An 18,486-nucleotide genomic window follows, 5' to 3' on the forward strand; every position below is an offset into this window, starting at 1 on the left:
AGGACCGAAAACAATGAACGCGCTCAAGAAGCTTTTTGGCGGCGACACCCGCCAGTTCGGGATGATCTTTGCCCTTGTGGCTCTCATAGCTCTCTTCCAGTGGCTCACAGGCGGCATCACCCTCACCCCGGGCAACGTGATCAATCTCTTCAACGGAAACTCCTACATCCTCATCCTGGCCATCGGCATGGTGCTCGTCATCATCGCCGGCCACATCGACCTGTCGGTGGGCTCGGTGGCGGCCTTCGTGGGCATGGTGGTGGCCATCGCCATGCGCGACTGGAACATCCCCTGGTTCCTTGCCATCCTGCTGGGCCTGGGCCTGGGCGCCCTGATCGGGGCATGGCATGGCTGGTGGACGGCCTACGTGGGCATCCCGGCGTTCATTGTGACCCTGGCGGGCATGCTGATCTTCCGCGGGGCGCAGCAGTTTGTTGGCCAGTCCAACTCGATTCCGGTCCCGCGCGAGTTCCAATACATCGGCGCCGGCTATCTTCCCGAAGTGGGCCCGGACACCGGGTTCAACAACCTCACGCTGCTCCTGGGGCTCGCTGCGGTGGCGTTCGTGGTCTTTGGCGAGATCCGACGCCGCCGTACCGCCAAGGCGCTCGGCGCGGAGGTGTCGGAGACCTGGGTCAGTGTCCTGCGGCTCGTCCTGATCTGCGGCGCCATCCTCTACGCAACTTACCTGTTCGCCACCGGCCGCCCCGGCACGTCCTTCCCTATTCCGGGCCTTATTCTCGCCGTTATGGTTTTGATCTACGGCTTCATCTCCTCCAAGACAGTTGTTGGGCGTCACGTCTACGCAGTCGGCGGCAACCGCCACGCAGCGGAACTCTCCGGCGTGAAGTCAAAGAAGATCAACTTTCTCGTCATGATGAATATGTCCATCATCGCCGGACTGGCCGGAATGATCTTCGTGGCCCGCTCCACCTCTGCGGGACCGTCGGACGGCACCGGCTGGGAACTGGACGCGATCGCGGCTGTCTTTATCGGCGGCGCCGCCGTGACAGGCGGCGTGGGTACCGTCATTGGATCCATCGTCGGCGGTTTGGTTATGGCCGTGCTGAACAACGGCCTGCAGCTGCTCAGCGTCGGCGCCGACTGGCAGTCCATGATCAAGGGCCTGGTGCTCTTGGTGGCTGTGGCTATCGACGTCTACAACAAGACACAGGGACGGGCTTCGATCATCGGACTGATGATGAAGAACTTCAGCCGTCCTTCCAGCGGAGGTGGCACACCGCTGCAGCCGGATGAGGTTACCTCCACTAAAGAAACCATTGCCAGGGAAGCCTGAGCTCGCCGGATTCCCAAACCAACACCCAAGAAGAAAGTGGACAAACAAATGCGAATGTTTGGCAAAGCAGGAAAGGCAGCAGCGATAGCTGCGATCGCGGCACTGGCGCTGACGGGCTGCGGACGTTCCGAACCAACCACCCCGGGCGGTGCAACCGGTGGAACCACTGGTTTCGCCCAGGACTCCGCGATCGGCGTCGCACTTCCCAAGAAGACCAGCGAAAACTGGGTGCTGGCGGAGAAGCTGTTCAACGATGGACTCGGCAGCGCCGGTTTCAAGGCCACTGTCCAGTTCGCCAACAACGGCGTAGCCGAACAGCAGAACCAGATCAGCGCCATGATCGCCAAAGGCGCAAAGGTAATTATTGTGGGCGCCCTTGACGGCTCCCAGCTGGGAACCCAGCTTCAGCAGGCAAAGGACGCAGGCGCCACCATCATCGCCTACGACCGCCTCCTGCTGAACACCGAGAACGTGGACTACTACGTGGCGTACGACAACTTCAAGGTCGGCCAGCTGCAGGGGCAAGCGCTGTTGGAGGGCATGAAGGCCAAGAAGGCCAGCGGTCCTTACAACATTGAGCTCCTCGCCGGCTCGCCGGATGATGCCAACGCAAAGGTATTTTTCAACGGCGCCATGTCGGTTCTCCAGCCCAAGATTGACGACGGCACCCTGAAGGTGCTCTCCGGCCAGACGACATTCGAGAAGGCAGTGACCCAGGACTGGAAGGCTGAGAACGCCCAGCGCCGGATGGACACCATCCTGACCGGATCGTATGGAACCGCGTCGCTGGACGGTGTCCTCTCACCGAACGACACCCTCGCCCGGGCCGCAATCACGGCCGTCAAGGCGGCGGGCAAGCCGATTCCAGTCATCACCGGCCAGGACTCCGAAGTTCAGTCCGTGAAGTCGATCATGGCGGGCGAACAGTACTCCACCATCAACAAGGACACCCGCAAGCTCGTTGAGCATGCGATTGTGATGGTCAAGGACCTCCAGGCCGGCAAGACGCCTGAGATCAATGACGACAAGTCCTACAACAACGGGGTGAAGACCGTTCCGGCCTACCTGCTGGAGCCTGTTATCGTCACCGCGGCCAACGTGAAGACGGCCTACGTGGACGATCCGGTCCTCGGCCCGATCACCAAGTAATTCTGTCTACTCAGTAACTCTGCATCACCGGGCCCCGGCCCGCCGGCAACGGCGGACCGGGGCCTTTGCTGTCCCCCGCGGCAGCCTTCTCGCACTTCCCGTATTCACAGTCCAGACATAGGAATGCCACCGCAGGTGCACAGCAGCGCTCAGCATTGTGGGAGCAGAGGCCCGCACCAGGCAGGCCATGTCCCGAGGAGTACAGTGAGCGTCCTTGCCCGGAGTGTTGGCAATGCCTTTAGAAACAAAGTCCGAACAGCTGCGGTGGTGGCAGTCCTCGCCGTCGCGATCGGACTCGCGCTGGCGATGCTGGTGGCCAACCAGGCCGTCGGAGCGAAAGTCCAGGAGCTGAACGCCTCGGTCGGAACTGTGCTGACCGTCAACCCGGCCGGTGGCCAGGGTTTTGAAGGCGGCGGTGAACCGCTGACCGCCGAGCAGGCCGCAACCGCGGCCGCCGTACCCAACGTAAGCTCCGTCGTCGGGACCAGCTCCCTCCGGCTGCGCAACGCCACCGAAGCGGCGGCGCAGGCGGCCGCCCAGAGCGCAACCGGCACGCAGGCCGGCCCCGGCGGAGTGCAGGGCGGCCCCGGCGGCACGTCCGCCGCGACCCTGACCACCAGCCTCACCGCTGCCGTTGATGCCGGTACGCTGGGCGGCCGGAACCAGGCCGCCAACGGCACCACGGGTTCCACCGGCACCACCGCCACGCAGCCCGCCCGCTCGCTTCCCATCACCGCCACGGGCACCGGCGGCGAAGTGGACAGCACCGGCAAGGCCCTGACCATCACCGAGGGCACCGGGCTGGGCGACTACACAGCTGAATCCGCCAACGCCCTCCTGGGCACCACCCTGGCCGAGAAGAACAGCCTCACCGTCGGATCCACCTTCACGATCAATGACCAGACATTCACCGTGGCCGGCCTTTTCGATGCCGGAACCACGTTCGGTAACAATGCCCTCTACGTCACCCTGCCCACTGCGCAGACCCTGGCGGAGCTCCCCGGGGAGCTGTCCTCGATGATCGTCACGGTCAACAGCCTGGACAACATCGAGTCAGCCAAGACAGCCCTCCAGTCCGCGCTCGGAACGGACACCGCCGACGTCACCCAGGGCCAGAACCTCGAGACCGCCGTCAGCTCGCTCGGCAGCGTCAAGAACATCTCCTTTATCGCCTTCGTCGCGGCCCTCGGCACCGCCGGCCTGATCATCCTGCTGATCATGGTCATGCTGGTTCGCGAGCGCCGTCGCGAAATCGGCGTCCTGAAAGCGATCGGAGCCCGCAACCGCACCATCGGCCTGCAGTTCGTGCTGGAGGCGCTGGTCCTCGTGGCCCTGGGCAGTGCGGTGGGTGCTGCCATTGCGTCCTTTGCCAGCGGAGGTATCGCTTCCGCTCTGATCAGTACCAACACCAGTACGACGACGGCGACAACCGCCGCCGGGCGCGCGGCCGGCATGGCCGGGGGTGCTGGAATGCCGGGCGGCGGCGCGGGCATGCCTGCGGGCGGCGGAGGCTTCCCCGGCGGGAATCCCTTAGGCGGGGCGTCGCAGCTGCTGACCTCCGTCACGGCCAGCGCCTCCCCCGGCGTCATCGCCGCCGGCATCGCCGCGGTATTCGGCGTGGCCATCATCGGCGCACTGGTCCCGGCGCTGCTCACTGCGCGCATCCGTCCCATCGAAGTCCTGCGAGGAGAATAACCATGATTGAAGTCAAGAACCTGGTCCGCACCTTCAACTCCGGTGACCGCACCATCAAACCCGTCAACGACATCAGTTTTATCCTCGAGCAGGGCACCCTGGCGTCCATCGTCGGCAAGAGCGGCAGCGGCAAGAGCACGCTGTTGTCCCTCCTCGGTGCGCTGGACAAACCCACCAGCGGAGACGTCGTCGTCGACGGCGTGAGCCTGGCCGGCATGCCCGACGGGAAGCTGACCGAATATCGGCGGCGGGACATCGGTTTTGTGTTCCAGCAGTTCAACCTGATCCCGAACCTTTCCGCGGTGGACAACGTCATGCTGCCCATGGAGTTCGCCGGCGTCCGCAAGGCTGTGCGGCTTGCACGGGCGAAGGAGCTGCTGGAGCAGGTGCAGCTTGACCCGGACAAGCAGGTCCGGCGCATCAACCGGCTCTCCGGCGGTGAGCAGCAGCGCGTGGCGATAGCCCGTGCGCTGGCCAACGAACCCAAGCTGATCCTCGCGGACGAACCCACCGGCAACCTGGACGAGCAGACCGGTGACCACATCATCGAGCTCCTCAGTTCCCTCAGCCGTGACCACAACACCACCATCCTGGTGGTCACGCACGACAGGGCCCTCGCCAACAAGACGGACCGCCGTTTTCGGCTCCAGCAGGGCAGGCTGACTGAAGAACCGGTCCGGGCCCACGCGGTGGCGTCCGCCTGAGTCCGCGCTGAGCGGCCGCGGGAGCGTCCGGGGCGGCATGTCCTGTCCCGGACGCTCCTGCACTTTTCGGTGGTTCTCCATCCACGCTCCTGCACCTGGGTGAGAGGATGGGCACCATGAGCGCGCCAATTGCCACGCCGTGGTTGTCCAGCCAGCCCGATCAGGACCCGCGGTCCGCTACCGGAAAGCCGTTGCGCTGGGGCGTCATCGCCACCGGCGGGATCGCCCGTTCGGTGTCGCAGGACTTGGCACTGCTTGCCGACGCCGAACTTCGCGCCGTCAGTTCCCGCGGACGGGACACTGCGGAAAGCTTTGCCGGTGCCTACGGTTTCGAACGGGCTTACTGGGACGACGGCGGCGTGTCCGGCTACCAGCGGTTGCTCGCCGACGACGCGGTGGACGTGGTCTACGTCGCCACGCCGCACGCACAGCACCACCAGATGGTGCTGGCTGCGCTCACCGCCGGCAAGCACGTCCTGTGCGAAAAGGCGTTCACCATCAACGCCAGGGAAGCCAGCGCGCTCGCAGCCGTGGCCCGGGAACGGAAACTCTTCCTGATGGAGGCCGTCTGGAGCCGGTTCTTGCCGGGCATGCAGCGGGCCTTCGAGATCGCAGCTTCCGGCGAGCTGGGTGATGTGCACTGGGTGACGGCCGATCTGGGCTTTCCCGCGCCATACTCCCCGACCTCCAGGCTGTGGGCAAGACAGGACGGCGGCGGTGCCCTCCTGGACATCTCGGTCTACCCGTTGCTGTGGGCCGTGGGAACGCTGGGGTTTCCCCAGACAGTCAGCGCCACAGGCTTCATCAATGACGACGGCGTGGACGCCCAGAATGCATTGACGCTCGGCTACAACCATGGTGCCCAGGCCCAGCTGACGTCCTCGCTCCTGGCGTTCGGCCCCCGGACCGCCACAGTGGCGGGAAGCCTGGGCTACCTGCAGAGCGTGGGTTCCATCAACAATCCGCGGGAACTGGTGATCGGCGTGGGCCGGGCCGGTCTGCGCACGGAGGAGTTTGAGGTCGTCGGCCTCGGCTACACGTACGAGCTCCGCGAGGTGACCCGCTGCATCCAGCAGGGCCTCACCGAGAGCCCGGTCATGCCGTTGGAAGACTCCATCAAGACCATGCGTCTCTTTGACGGAGTTCGCAGTCAACTCGGTGTCAGCTACGCCAATGACGCCCACTAAGCCGGACTAATAAGCGACGCCAACCCAAATGGGGTTCTGTAAATAGGTTTGACACCGGATCCGGGGGTTATTAATTCAGCAGTGAAAAATTAGTAAGTTTGCTGAATTTGTTTTCCAATTCCCTAGACGGCTCCACAGAACGGTCTTAGGCTGTAGACATCGTCGGTCTCAACGGTACGTACTGGGGGTGGTACGCATGGCAAAGTTTCGTTCGCCTTGGCGTCTGCTCCGGCCGCTCCTCCTCGCAGGTGCAGTCACCGCCACGTGGCTGACTCTTTCTTCTTCCGCCGCCACGGCCGACTCATCCACGGAATCCGGTTCCTTGCTGGGCGGGGTCACGTCATCGGTTTCGACACTTTCAGCTCCGTTGACAGGTGCCGTCAGTCCCCTTTTGGAGCCGAAATCGCCGGCTGCACCGGCGGCCAAGCCGGCGGGACTCCTGCTGCCCGCAGTTAGCAACCTGGCCAGCACCGCTGATCAGTTCGTAGCTGCCGTCCCCGTTGTAAAAAGCGTCGTTCCTTCTGGCGCAGTCTCAGCGGTGGCTGTTCCCGTCGCGGCCGCAACCGATGGAACCGTGGCCGGACTGGTAGACGTGGCTGTTCCTCCGCTCGTCACAGCCGTGCCCATCATTGAGCCTGTAGTGCAGCCCGTTACCGACCTGGTCACCGGTGAAACTCCGTTGCCTGCTGCACTGCCGGGTGTTTTGGATCCTTCAGTGGACCTCCCCGCGGCCCTGGGCTCAGACCCGGCATTGGCATCAGACCCAACAGCCGTGGGGGCCAGCACTGAAGTCGCGGCCCCTGCCGCCCTGGAAAAAACTGGGACTGTAGCCCACGCTGCTGCTGATGCTCCGTGGACATCACTGGCCAGCACAGGTTTGTCCGCCGCCGGAATTCCCAGCGCATCCCTCCATCCAGCCACGCTTGAAACGCCGTTAGCGGAGGGCCCGTCGCCGTCGCCGCTTCCGGCGCAAGCTCCGGGTTCGGGTGCAGGGAGCGGCGCATCATCGTCCGGCCCATCAGGCGCTGTTGCCTGGCTGAATGACTTTGATCTTGACCTCCCGCTTTCGGGTACCTTCTCCATCAGCGGAGCCTTCAAGCACGCCCCCTCGCCGGTGTCATTCGACCCCGGTTCCTCTCCTGACTAGTTGAGCCCTGTCTGCCTTTTTCATGGCAGAACACAGGCCATCGGGTTGCTGCACTGCGCCCCACTTCAACTTGTCAGGAGACAACCATCATGCATTCCAACCTTCGCAGAGGGCTGCTTGGCACCCTCTTTGCCGGCGGGCTTTTAGCCTTCGGCGCCACCGCAGCCAGCGCTGCGGACACAACCAGCGGTCAGGACCTCACGGCCACCGCATTAGTCTCGGCGGCGACATCCGCAGACACGACGTCGTTGGGCCTGCTGGGTGGCCCAACGCAGTCGGAAACTGCGGATGTCGTCGCTGTAGTCGACATCAATCTTGGTCTCGGCGACGGCCTCCTGGGCGGCCCGGACAGCACGGACGGCAGCGGAACCGCCGCTGACGTAGTCGCTGTCGCAGACGTCAACCTCGGCGGAACCAACGGCCTTCTGGGCGGCACTGACGGCAGCGCAACCACCGCTGACGTCGTCGCCGTCGCAGACGTCAGCCTCGCCGGCACCAACGAGGGCAGCGCAACCACCGCTGACATCGCAGCCGCAGCCGACATCAACCTCGGCGGCACCAACGGCCTCCTCAGCACCAACGAGGGCAGCGCAACCGCCGCTGACATCGCAGCCGCAGCCGACATCAACCTCGGCGGCACCAACGGCCTCCTCGGCGGCACCAACGGCACCAACACCGCGGCCGACGTTACCGCCGACATCGACCTTGGCCTCGGCCTGGGCAACGGCCTCCTCGGCGGCACTGAGGGCACCGGAACGGCCGCTGACATCGCTGCCGTAGTCGACGTCAACCTCGGCGGCACGGACGGCCTCCTCGGCGGCACCGACGGCGGCCTGGATGCCGCAGTTGACATCGATCTGGGCCTGGACACCTCCGGGATCCTGGATGACACGACCGTGGACGTCGGCGGCTCCTTGATCATCGGCGGGTCCACGGATGGCACGGAGACCCCGGGCACGACGGATCCGGGCACCACAGACCCGGGAACCACGGATCCGGGAACTGGCACGACGGGTGGCACTGACACTCCGGGTACAGACACCCCGGGTACCGGAACGGGCACAACTGGCACAACTGGCACCACCGGGTCTGCCACGACCGGCATCACCGTTGTTCCGGCAGGCACCACCACCGGCATCGGTACCGCATCAGGCAGCGCCGTGGGCAGCACAACAGCTCAGGGGGGCAACGCCACGCTGGCCAAGACCGGCCTCGACGCCTCACTGGTCCCGCTCGCCCTGCTGCTCCTGGTTGCCGGCTTGCTGATGCTCACGCGGCGCCGGGTCTCCTAAGGGGTTTCCCGCCGGGGCAACCTGGCACACACGAGCCGACTAATCCACTACCCACCGTTCGCGTTTTACGTGAAGCGGTCCGGAAGGAGGTGGGCCACCGAGGAGCCCAAATAACCAGCACTTATCCTTGTGACCGAGGGTCCGGTTGGGAAGATCCCTACAACTTCCCAACCGGACCGTCGGTGTGCCCGCGGACGGCGCGAAGGAAGCCCCAGCGGCGATATCATTACTGAAGGATAGTGCCGCAGTGCACCGAGAGGAGCCGAACATGGTGACGGATTCACCTAGCTCCATCAGGAATGAAGTCATCGGCGGGCGGTACCGGTTGGGGGAAGTGATCGGCCGGGGCGGCATGTCTTCTGTCTACTGCGCCAAGGACGAAAACCTTGGCCGGGACGTGGCCTTGAAGCTCTTCGCCCCGCAAGCACCTGACGCGGAGGAACTCAAGCGCCAGGAAGCCGAAATCCAACTTCTGGCGACACTCAACCATCCCAGCCTGGTCACGTTGTTCGACGCCGGTATCGATGCGCGCATCCCGGACGAACCCCGGCCGTTCCTGACCATGGAACTTGTGGAAGGGCAGGACCTGCGCAACCGCATCAGGCACAGCCCCGTGCCACTGGACGAGCTCGCCGTGATTGGGGCGGGCATCGCTGACGCCCTGGCCTACGTCCACGGTTTGGGCATCATCCACCGCGACATCAAGCCCGGCAATATCCTCTTGGTGCAGATCCGCCCGGGTGAGCCCCTGCGGCCCAAGCTGACGGACTTCGGCATTGCCAGAATCGTCGACTCCACACGGCTGACCGCCACCGGGACGATGGTGGGCACGGCAGCGTACCTGAGCCCGGAGCAAGCCATGGGCTCTCCCCTGACTCCCGCCACGGACATCTACTCCTTTGGACTCGTCCTGCTGGAGTGCATAAAGCAGATCATGGAGTATCCGGGCAACGCTGTCGAATCTGCCGTGGCAAGGCTGCACCGCCCTCCTGAAATTCCGGAGGATGTCCCGTCAGAGTGGGCTGACCTGATCCGTTCCATGACGGCACTCGAACCACTGGAACGCCCCTCCGCTGCCGACGTGGAGTCCGTGCTCCGTCAGGCCTTGGTCTCGCCGGTTTCCACCCCGGGTGAACTCGCACCGGAGACCACCCGCGTGCTCCCGGCCATGCCTTTCAGGCCACCCTCCGTTGCCACCACCGCTGAGTCTGAACTGCCCCCCGTCCGTCGCTGGCGACGGCGTTTCTGGCTTGCCATCGTCCTGGCGGTGCTGGCCACCGCCGCGGCCGCTGTGGCACTCACCTTCAGCCTGTCCACGCAGCAAGCGCCCGACGTCGTCCCCTACCCCACCGTCACCGGCAGCTTGGGTGACCATCTCCAGGAACTTCAGAAGAGCGTGGAGCCTTGACCCTCGATCCAAACGGCCGCTGGGGCCGCGGCACATTCCGCTGCGCGGCTGTGGCAGCGGCTGCCCTCCTGCTCACCGGCTCCTTGGCCGCGTGCGGTCCTGCGGACTCGGGCCTGGGACAGGACACGGCGCGGCAATTCCAGCAACGTGTCCTGGAGATCAGCCAGGCGGCAGCCGGCAATGACCCCGCCGGCGCATTGTCCGCGCTGGAGACCCTCGAGGCCGAAGTAGCCACAGCAGCGGGCAACGGGACCGTGTCCGAGAACCGGCGTCGGTCGATAACGACGGCGGCGGCTGCCGTCCGGGCCGACCTCACGGCGGCCAAAGAGTCGGCGGACGCCGCAGCAGCGAAGGCTGCCGAGGATGCGGCCGCCGCGAAAAAGCAGGCGGCGGCGGACGCGGCTGCCGCCGAGGCCCAAAACGCGGCCCCCGCGCCGGCGCCAGCCGAGGATAAGGGAAACGACACCAAAGGCAAGGGCAAGGGGAAGGACGACTAAGGGAACAGTCGGCAATTAACCCGGCTGTGCTTCTTGCGACTTCCAGCACAACGAAAGAGCGGCGCCCCCGGTTTCCCGGCGCGCCGCTCTTTCGTTATGTGCGAATTAGTTCAGGGTCGCGATGACCTTGTTCAGGGTGGCGGAGGGACGCATAACGGCCGAAGCCTTCGCCTCGTCCGGACGGTAGTATCCGCCGATGTCCACCGGTGAGCCCTGGACTGCGGCCAGTTCGCCGACGATGGTCTCCTCGTTGGACGTCAGCTCGCCTGAAACTGCGGAGAAGGATGCTGCAAGCTCAGCGTCCTCGGTCTGCTTGGCCAGCTCCTCGGCCCAGTAGCGGGCCAGGAAGTAGTGGCTGCCGCGGTTGTCCAGCTCGCCAGCACGGCGGCTCGGGGACTTGTTTTCCAGCAGGAAGGTCCCGGTGGCCTTGTCCAGGGTGTCTGCCAGGACCTGGGCGCGGGCGTTGTCCGTGGTGGTGGCCAGGTGCTCGAAGCTCACGGCCAGGGCAAGGAACTCACCCAGGCTGTCCCAGCGCAGGTGGTTTTCGTTGAGCAGCTGCTGGACGTGCTTGGGGGCAGATCCACCGGCGCCGGTCTCGAAGAGTCCACCACCGTTCATCAGCGGCACCACGGAGAGCATCTTGGCGCTGGTTCCGAGTTCCAGGATGGGGAAGAGGTCCGTCAGGTAGTCACGGAGCACGTTGCCGGACACCGAGATGGTGTCCTCACCCTTGCGGATGCGCTCCAGAGTAAAGGCCGTTGCCTTCACCGGGGACATGATCTGGATGTCCAGGCCCTCGGTGTCGTGGTCCTTGAGGTATTCGTTGACCTTGGCGATGAGGTTGGCATCGTGCGCGCGGGTCTCGTCCAGCCAGAACACGGCGGGCGTCTTGGACGCGCGGGCACGGGTGACGGCAAGCTTGACCCAGTCGCGGATGGGGGCGTCCTTGGTCTGGCATGCGCGCCAGATGTCACCGGGGGTCACTTCGTGTTCGATGAGCACCTTGCCGGAACCGTCAACGAGCTGCACCGTGCCGGCTTCCTGGATCTCGAAGGTCTTGTCATGGCTGCCGTACTCCTCGGCGGCCTGGGCCATGAGGCCAACGTTCGGGACGGTGCCCATGGTGGTGGGGTCGAAGGCGCCGTTAGCGCGGCAGTCGTCCAGGACAACCTGGTAAATGCCGGCGTATGAGCTGTCCGGGAGGACGGCCAGGGTGTCGGCTTCCTTGCCGTCCGGGCCCCACATGTGGCCGGAGGAGCGGATCATGGCGGGCATGGAGGCGTCCACGATGATGTCGGAGGGCACGTTGAGGCTGGTGATGCCCTTGTCCGAGTCCACCATGGCCAGGGCGGGGCCGTCTTCGAGGCCCTTCTGGATGAGGGATTTGACGCCCTCGCGGACGTCTTCCGGGAGGTCCTCGAGGCCGTTGAGGATGGCGGCGAGGCCGTTATTGGGGCTCAGGCCGGCGGCGCTGAGCTGCTTGCCGTAGGTCTCGAACAGTTCGGAGAAGTACGCCTTCACCACATGGCCGAAGATGATCGGATCGGACACCTTCATCATGGTGGCCTTAAGGTGCGCGGAGAAGAGGACACCGTCTTCCTTGGCGCGGGCAACCTGGGCTGCCAGGAACTCGTCCAGGGCGGCGGCGCGCATCACGGTGCCGTCGATGACCTCGCCGGCCAGCACGGGGAACGCCTTCTTCAGGACCTTGACCGAGCCGTCTTCACGGACCAACTGGATGGCGATGGTGCCGTCGGCCTCAATGACCACGGACTTCTCGTTCGAGCGGAAGTCGTCAGCCGTCATGGTGGCAACGTTGGTCTTGGAGTCCGCGGACCAGGCACCCATGGAGTGCGGGTTCTGGCGGGCGTAGTTCTTCACGGACAGCGGCGCACGGCGGTCCGAGTTGCCTTCACGCAGGACCGGGTTCACTGCCGAGCCCTTGATCTTGTCGTAGCGCGAGCGCACGGCCGTCTCCTCATCGGAGGAGGGGTTGTCCGGGTAATCGGGCAGGTTGTAGCCCTGGCCCTGCAGTTCGGCGATGGCGGCCTTCAGCTGCGGGATCGAAGCGCTGATGTTCGGCAGCTTGATGATGTTGGCGTCCGGCGTCTTCGCCAGTTCACCCAGTTCAGCAAGGGCGTCACCGATCTGCTGCTCCGGGGTGAGGTAGTCACCGAACACGGAGATGATGCGCCCTGCGAGCGAGATGTCACGGGTCTCCACCTCCACACCTGCGGTCGAAGCAAACGCCTCGATGATCGGCAAGAACGAATAAGTAGCCAGCATCGGCGCTTCGTCGGTGTGGGTATAGATAATCTTGGACATGCGCGGGCGTCTCCCTGGAGGTCGGCTGATTTTGGAAATTTGGTCTATTTCACCACGCCTAACTTACCCGAGGACATGGCTTTGAGCCCTACCCGGGACGGCCGGGCAGCCCCGTATTACTGCAGGATTGGGCACCGCCGAACAGCGCACGACGACGGAGGGCACCTCAGCGGGGCCCGTCGCCGTCGTACATTGGCACCGGCAGCAGCCGGCGAAGGTGAGGCGTCAGTCAGCGCCTTTTGTGGGGAATATCACTGGGCCAAAGCTGCACATACTTGGGATCCTGCCGGCGCAGCTCTTCGGTGGCAGTGAACGTATGGACCGGGTCAACGTCGCGGAGTTGGAGAGCCGCGGTGAATGCCTCCATGTCGGGGACAGCGGTCTCTGCTCCCCCGGTGGATGCAAAGTGCCTGCCGTTCACGGCGGATTTCTTGGCGGACTTCCAGAAAGCAATCACGATAGGGCCCCAACTTCACTCGGAGTCCGGAGCCCAGATCGGACGTAATCATTGATAAGAGCAAAATACCCCTTGACCTGAGCTTTTACCAGAGTGACTCGCATATGAGGCGGTACTACTATTTACAAAATTAGGGTGCATCGATAGGTTCTACTGGTTACCCGGCGGGCCTGTGGTGCCTCCGCTCAACCCGTTCAGACAGGACAATCATGATGCGAACCAGGTCCTTGGCCGCCAGCCTCCTCGCTTTCCCGGCTGCAGCCCTGTTGGCGCTGGCAGGTGCCGGCAGCGCAAATGCCGCCCCACCGGCGTCGAACGAACAATCAAGGCCTTCCGTTGCCCGCGCGGCAGTGGACGGCACCGGCGCAGCGGAATACTGGACGGCGGACCGCATGCGTGCCGCAGTTCCCGGCGATGTCCTGGCCGGAAATGCCCTGGAACGCCGCACCACCCCTAGCATCGCCGTGGAAAAGGGAAAGAACACCAAGGTCAAGGCGAGCCAGGCCAGCAGCAGTAACCCCAAGTTCGCCCTGCTAGCAGCCCCGGTAGCCCACATCGGCAAGGTGTTCTTCACCGTGGGCGAGGCCAACTACGTCTGTTCGGGCAATGCCGTCACCTCTGAGAATCAAAGCACCGTTGCCACAGCCGGCCATTGCCTCAACGACGGTCCCGGCGCGTTCGTTGACAACTTCATCTTTGTTCCCGGCTATGAGAATGGGGAGGCGCCCTACGGCCGGTGGACGGCCAGGGACCTGTACACAACGAGCCAGTGGGAAGAGAACGGGGACATAGGCTTCGACACCGGCTTTGCGGTGGTGGACGAAAACGAGGATGGGGAGACACTCACCGAGGTCGTGGGGGGCTCGGGTGTTGAATTTGGTGCCGCCCGCGGCGGGCAGTACACCTCCTACGGCTACCCGGCGGCCAAGCCCTTCAACGGAGAACAGTTGTGGAGCTGCACGGGCAACGCCACCGACGACAAGAGAAACCCTGATTTCAAAACCCAGGGAATCCCGTGCACCATGACCGGCGGCTCCTCCGGCGGCCCGTGGCTCCTCAACAACGGCTACCAGAATTCCGTCAACAGTTACGGCTACAGCGGCACCGGCGTGATGTACGGACCGTACTGGGGCACGGTCATCAAGGAGACCTACACCATTGCCCAAGCAGCCTAGGAAGCCCGACGAGGAACCCCGGTCTGGCAGGGTGCCAGGCCACGATTCCGTCAGCCACAGCGAATCCCACCAGACACACGAGGAGATCCTCGCGTACTGGACGCCCGAGCGGATGGCGGATGCGAAGCCCCGGGAGCTACGGCTTCCGGAACCCGCGCCCCGCCCCACGCAGGACGACGCGCGCCCTGCACCGGATAATTCCTAAGTCCCGTTAACGCCCGGCGGCGCCTCGCCCCTCTGCGGGGACAGGCGCCGTCGGGCGTTTCGCTGTGGAGCCGGTTGGGCCCACGCCGGCAGGGTTCCCTGACCGAGCTTGCGAGGTTAGGGAGCCGGTTGGGCCCACGCCGGCAGGGTTCCCTGACCGAGCTTGCGAGGTTAGGGAGCCGGTGGGGACTAGTGGAAGAAGTGGCGCGCACCTGTGAAGTACATGGTGATGCCGGCGGCGTTGGCCGCGGCGATGACCTCCTCGTCGCGGACGGAACCACCGGGCTGGACCACGGCGCGGACGCCGGCGTCGATCAGGATCTGCAGGCCGTCGGCGAACGGGAAGAAAGCGTCGGACGCAGCCACGGCGCCGCGGGCGCGGGCAGGTGCGCCTGAGCCTGAGGCGTTCGAGGCACCGCCGGCGCCTTCGACGTCGGACTGCACCGAAACACCCAGCGTGTTGGCGCGCTCGACGGCGAGCTTGCAGGAGTCCAGGCGGTTGACCTGGCCCATGCCGATGCCCACGGCAGCGCCGTTGTTGGCGAGCAGGATGGCGTTGGACTTGGCGGCGCGGCAAGCGGTCCAGGCGAACGCGAGGTCGGCCAGGGTCTTCTCGTCCGCGGCGTCACCGGCGGCGAGGGTCCAGTTGGCGGGGTTGTCGCCGTCGGCGTCCACCTTGTCGCTCATCTGGACCAGCACACCGCCGGAAACCTGGCGCATTTCGGCCGGGTAACGGCCGTAGCCTTCCGGCAGGGCCAGGAGGCGGATGTTCTTCTTCTTGGCCAGGATTTCCACGGCTTCAGGATCGAAGCCCGGAGCGATGACCACCTCGGTGAAGATGCCCGCGACGGTGGCGGCCATGGCGGCGGTGACCGTGCGGTTGGCTGCGATGACGCCGCCGAACGCGGAGACGGGATCGCAGGCGTGGGCCTTGGCGTGGGCGTCGGCGATCGGGTCTTCAGCATCGGCTGAACCGACGGCCACACCGCACGGGTTGGCGTGCTTGATGATGGCAACCGCGGGCTCCGCGAAGTCGAACGCGGCGCGCAGTGCGGCGTCGGCGTCCACGAAGTTGTTGTAGCTCATGGCCTTTCCGTGCAGCTGGTCCGCCTGGGCGATGCCGGCGGGGGCAGCCTTGTCCACGTAGAGCGCGGCCTGCTGGTGCGGGTTTTCGCCGTAGCGGAGGACCTCGGAACGCTCCAGCGACAGGCCGGCGTAGGCAGGCCAGTCGATGACGCCGTCGCCGTCTTCATCCAGGAACTGGCTGGCAGTCCAGGTGGCCACGGCGGTGTCGTAGGACGCAGTGTGCGCGAACGCCTTGGCGGCCAGCCGGCGTCGGGTCTTCAGGTCAAAGCCGCCTTCTGCGGCAGCGGCGACCACGGAGCCGTAGAACGTGGGGTCAACAACAATGGCGACGGCGGCGTGGTTCTTCGCTGCCGAGCGCACCATGGCGGGGCCGCCGATGTCGATCTGCTCGACGACGTCGTCCTGCGCGGCACCGGACTTCACGGTCTCCACGAACGGGTAGAGGTTCACCACAACGAGGTCAAACGGCTCGATCTCCATGCCGGCGAGGGTTTCCATGTGCGCGGGGACGCGGCGGTCTGCCAGGATGCCGCCGTGAACGCGGGGGTGCAAGGTCTTGACGCGGCCGTCCAGCATTTCCGGGGAACCGGTGACTTCCTCGACTTCCTGGACCGGGATGCCGGCCGCGGCGATCTTCTTGGCGGTGGAGCCGGTGGAGACGATCCTCACGCCGGCTGCGTGCAGGCCCTTGGCGAGCTCCTCCAGACCGGTCTTGTCGTAAACCGAGATCAGGGCCCGGCGGATGGGAACTCGGTCGATGGATACGCGGTCAGGCTGCGTGAAGCTCACAAAAAGTCTCCGTCTTATATCGCGGGCCAGTGCCGCGGGTGGTGGGGATAGTGCCAGTTTATCGTGTTGTGCGGCCTGCCCCGTTTGGCGGTGGCAGTGTGAAGGTCTGCGGGCACGGCTAGAGTTTTCTCAGGAGGCTGCGATGAATATTTACACCACTGTGCCCAGCGGCGAACAGGTGGTCCAGGAACTGCCCTGGCGATGGAAAGTCCAGGGACGGATCTTTGTGATCGGCGGCCTCGGCTTTATGTTCGATGCCTGGGATGTGACACTCAACGGCATCCTCATCCCCCTGCTCTCAACGCACTGGGCCCTGGCGCCCGGCGAGGTGGCGTGGGTGGGCACGGCCAACCTGATCGGCATGGCGTTGGGCGCGTTTGTGTGGGGCACCATCGCGGACACTATCGGGCGCAAGAAGGCCTTCACGGCAACGCTGCTGATCTTCTCGCTTTTCACCGTGCTGGGCGCATTCTCCCCCGACCTCATCTGGTTCTGTGTGTTCCGCTTTATGGCCGGCTTCGGTCTGGGCGGCTGCATACCGGTGGACTACGCGCTCGTTGGTGAGTTCACACCACGGAAGCAGCGCGGCAGGGTCCTCACCGCAATGGACGGCTGGTGGCCGGTGGGCGCTGCCCTGGCCGGCTTTGTGTCCGCTGCCTTGGTGGGCATTTTCGGCGACTGGCGGCTGACCATGCTGGTGATGGTGCTGCCCGCACTCCTGGTGTTCTGGGTCCGGCGCAGCGTTCCGGAGTCCCCTCTGTTCCTGATCCGAAAGGGCCGCCGGGAGGAAGCCGCAAAGGTGATTGACGATCTCGTGGCAGCGACCGGCGCCGAACCCCGTGCGTACAGCCTGCCCGATGCGCAGGACGTACCGCGTCTCTCTGCCGGCAGCGCCTGGCATCAGCTGCGCCTCGTGTGGCAGTTCAACTGGAAGATCACAGCCACGGCCTGGGCCCTCTTCTTCAGCATTCTCCTGGTCTACTACCTGTCCCTGACCTGGATGCCCCGGATCCTGATCGGTGCCGGATTCGCTGAGTACAAGGCCTTTGTAACCACGGCGTCCATGGCAGCTGTGGGGCTGCTCGGCGTGATCGTGGCAGCGCTGCTGGTGGAGCGGGTTGGCCGCAAGTGGATACTGGCCATTACTGGCCCGCTGTCCGCCCTGACCCTGGTGATCGTGGCTTTCGTGGTGGACATCCCGACGGCAGCCGTGTTCTGGCTGCTGGTTTTCGGCTTCGTGGTGCAGGTGGCCATTCCTGTGCTCTACACCTATGTCTCGGAGCTGTATCCCACGGAGCTGCGTGGCTCGGGCTTCGGCTGGGCCTCGACGTTCTCCCGGCTGGGCGCAGGCTTTGGCCCGCTCATTTTCGCGAACTACTTCTGGCCGGAGCTGGGCCTGGCAACGTCCTTTGCCCTGGCCGGTGGGCTGGTGCTGGTAGCGGTCCTGTGGATGGCGTTCTTCTCCCCCGAAACCAAGCTTCGCCGCCTCGAATAGCTGCTTTAGGGCGCCGCGGCGAGGTCGGCGAGCGTGGCGACCAGGAGACGGCGCTCCACCACCTTGATGCGCTCGTGCAGGGTTTCCTCGCTGTCCGCCGGCTCAATGGTGACGGCTTCCTGGGCGATGATGGGGCCAGTGTCCACTCCGGCGTCGGCCCAGTGCACCGTGCAGCCGGTGACCTTCACGCCGTAGGCCATGGCATCGCGGACGCCGTGGGCACCGGGGAACGCCGGCAGGAGGGCGGGGTGCGTGTTGAGGTACTTGCCCTTGAAAGCATCGATGAAGTCGGCGCTGACAATACGCATGAACCCTGAGGAAACCACCACATCCGGGGCGTAGGAAGCCACCTTCGCGGTCAGTGCAGCATCCCATTCGTCGCGCGTGGGGAACGAGTTGAAGTTGACCACAAAGGTCTCCAGCCCGGCTTCGGAGGAGCGCTCGACGCCGTACGTCCCCTCCCGGTCGGCGCCCACCGCGGCGATTTCCACGTCCAGCTCCCCTGACTTAACGGCGTCGATGACTGCCTGGAGGTTGGAGCCGGTACCGGAAACGAGGACTACGATGCGCATGGGTCTA

At 64.9% G+C, this 18,486-nt stretch carries 16 protein-coding genes; 12 read left to right on the forward strand and 4 right to left on the reverse strand.

The genetic code is table 11. The features are described from left to right. Positions 1 to 13: 13 nt before the first annotated feature. The 9 genes from mmsB (at position 14) to J2808_RS10840 (ending at position 10,376) form a co-directional block, all read left to right on the forward strand. Positions 14 to 1,297: a multiple monosaccharide ABC transporter permease gene (gene mmsB, locus J2808_RS10800; protein ID WP_309815833.1), complete on the forward strand. Its 1,284-nt coding sequence runs from the start codon at positions 14 to 16 to the stop codon at positions 1,295 to 1,297. A gap of 48 nt (positions 1,298 to 1,345) precedes the next feature. Continuing rightward, positions 1,346 to 2,446: a substrate-binding domain-containing protein gene (locus J2808_RS10805; RefSeq protein WP_309815835.1), complete on the forward strand. Its 1,101-nt coding sequence runs from the start codon at positions 1,346 to 1,348 to the stop codon at positions 2,444 to 2,446. Between the two features lie 204 nt (positions 2,447 to 2,650). Continuing rightward, positions 2,651 to 4,141: an ABC transporter permease gene (locus J2808_RS10810; RefSeq protein ID WP_309815836.1), complete on the forward strand. Its 1,491-nt coding sequence runs from the start codon at positions 2,651 to 2,653 to the stop codon at positions 4,139 to 4,141. Positions 4,142 to 4,143: 2 nt separating this feature from the next. Then, the gene (locus J2808_RS10815) at positions 4,144 to 4,845 is read left to right on the forward strand and encodes an ABC transporter ATP-binding protein (RefSeq protein WP_309815838.1); all 702 of its coding nucleotides are present in this window, start codon (positions 4,144 to 4,146) and stop codon (positions 4,843 to 4,845) included. A gap of 116 nt (positions 4,846 to 4,961) precedes the next feature. Next, positions 4,962 to 6,032 (forward strand): Gfo/Idh/MocA family protein, encoded by a 1,071-nt coding sequence (locus J2808_RS10820; RefSeq protein ID WP_309815840.1) that lies wholly within the window; start codon positions 4,962 to 4,964, stop codon positions 6,030 to 6,032. 196 nt (positions 6,033 to 6,228) lie between these two features. Then, positions 6,229 to 7,179 (forward strand): hypothetical protein, encoded by a 951-nt coding sequence (locus J2808_RS10825; protein ID WP_309815844.1) that lies wholly within the window; start codon positions 6,229 to 6,231, stop codon positions 7,177 to 7,179. Between the two features lie 89 nt (positions 7,180 to 7,268). Further along, positions 7,269 to 8,471 (forward strand): hypothetical protein, encoded by a 1,203-nt coding sequence (locus tag J2808_RS10830; protein WP_309815847.1) that lies wholly within the window; start codon positions 7,269 to 7,271, stop codon positions 8,469 to 8,471. Positions 8,472 to 8,739: 268 nt separating this feature from the next. Then, the gene (locus tag J2808_RS10835; protein ID WP_309815850.1) at positions 8,740 to 9,879 is read left to right on the forward strand and encodes a serine/threonine-protein kinase; all 1,140 of its coding nucleotides are present in this window, start codon (positions 8,740 to 8,742) and stop codon (positions 9,877 to 9,879) included. Further along, positions 9,876 to 10,376, forward strand: a complete 501-nt coding sequence (locus tag J2808_RS10840; protein ID WP_309815853.1) for a hypothetical protein — start codon at positions 9,876 to 9,878, stop codon at positions 10,374 to 10,376. The genes J2808_RS10835 and J2808_RS10840 overlap by 4 nt, the downstream gene beginning before the upstream one ends. Positions 10,377 to 10,481: 105 nt before the next feature. On the opposite strand, the gene J2808_RS10845 is transcribed toward J2808_RS10840, so the two are convergent. Both J2808_RS10845 and J2808_RS10850 read right to left on the reverse strand, forming a co-directional pair. After that, on the reverse strand, positions 10,482 to 12,701 hold the full coding sequence (locus tag J2808_RS10845; protein WP_309815858.1) for an NADP-dependent isocitrate dehydrogenase: 2,220 nt from the start codon (positions 12,699 to 12,701) through the stop codon (positions 10,482 to 10,484). Positions 12,702 to 12,930: 229 nt separating this feature from the next. After that, complete coding sequence (locus tag J2808_RS10850; protein WP_309815860.1) at positions 12,931 to 13,158, reverse strand: hypothetical protein; 228 nt, start codon at positions 13,156 to 13,158, stop codon at positions 12,931 to 12,933. 209 nt (positions 13,159 to 13,367) lie between these two features. Between J2808_RS10850 and J2808_RS10855 the strand changes: the two genes are divergently transcribed. Both J2808_RS10855 and J2808_RS10860 read left to right on the forward strand, forming a co-directional pair. After that, the gene (locus tag J2808_RS10855) at positions 13,368 to 14,333 is read left to right on the forward strand and encodes a trypsin-like serine peptidase (RefSeq protein WP_309815863.1); all 966 of its coding nucleotides are present in this window, start codon (positions 13,368 to 13,370) and stop codon (positions 14,331 to 14,333) included. Then, positions 14,317 to 14,538 carry a hypothetical protein gene (locus J2808_RS10860; protein WP_309815865.1) on the forward strand — a complete coding sequence of 74 codons (222 nt, stop codon included), beginning with the start codon at positions 14,317 to 14,319 and terminating at the stop codon, positions 14,536 to 14,538. The genes J2808_RS10855 and J2808_RS10860 overlap by 17 nt, the downstream gene beginning before the upstream one ends. 188 nt (positions 14,539 to 14,726) lie before the next feature. Here the strand turns inward: J2808_RS10860 and purH are convergent, their stop codons facing one another. Then, the gene (gene purH, locus J2808_RS10865; protein ID WP_309815869.1) at positions 14,727 to 16,412 is read right to left on the reverse strand and encodes a bifunctional phosphoribosylaminoimidazolecarboxamide formyltransferase/IMP cyclohydrolase; all 1,686 of its coding nucleotides are present in this window, start codon (positions 16,410 to 16,412) and stop codon (positions 14,727 to 14,729) included. Between the two features lie 142 nt (positions 16,413 to 16,554). Between purH and J2808_RS10870 the strand changes: the two genes are divergently transcribed. Beyond that, positions 16,555 to 17,907: an MFS transporter gene (locus J2808_RS10870; RefSeq protein WP_309815872.1), complete on the forward strand. Its 1,353-nt coding sequence runs from the start codon at positions 16,555 to 16,557 to the stop codon at positions 17,905 to 17,907. 5 nt (positions 17,908 to 17,912) lie between these two features. Here J2808_RS10870 and purN read toward each other — a convergent pair whose 3' ends face one another. Then, positions 17,913 to 18,479, reverse strand: coding sequence for a phosphoribosylglycinamide formyltransferase (gene purN, locus J2808_RS10875; RefSeq protein WP_309815875.1), 567 nt, complete (start codon positions 18,477 to 18,479; stop codon positions 17,913 to 17,915). Between the last annotated feature and the right edge of the window lie 7 nt (positions 18,480 to 18,486).

The organism is Pseudarthrobacter sulfonivorans, assembly GCF_031454915.1.
Lineage (GTDB): Bacteria > Actinomycetota > Actinomycetes > Actinomycetales > Micrococcaceae > Arthrobacter > Arthrobacter sulfonivorans_C.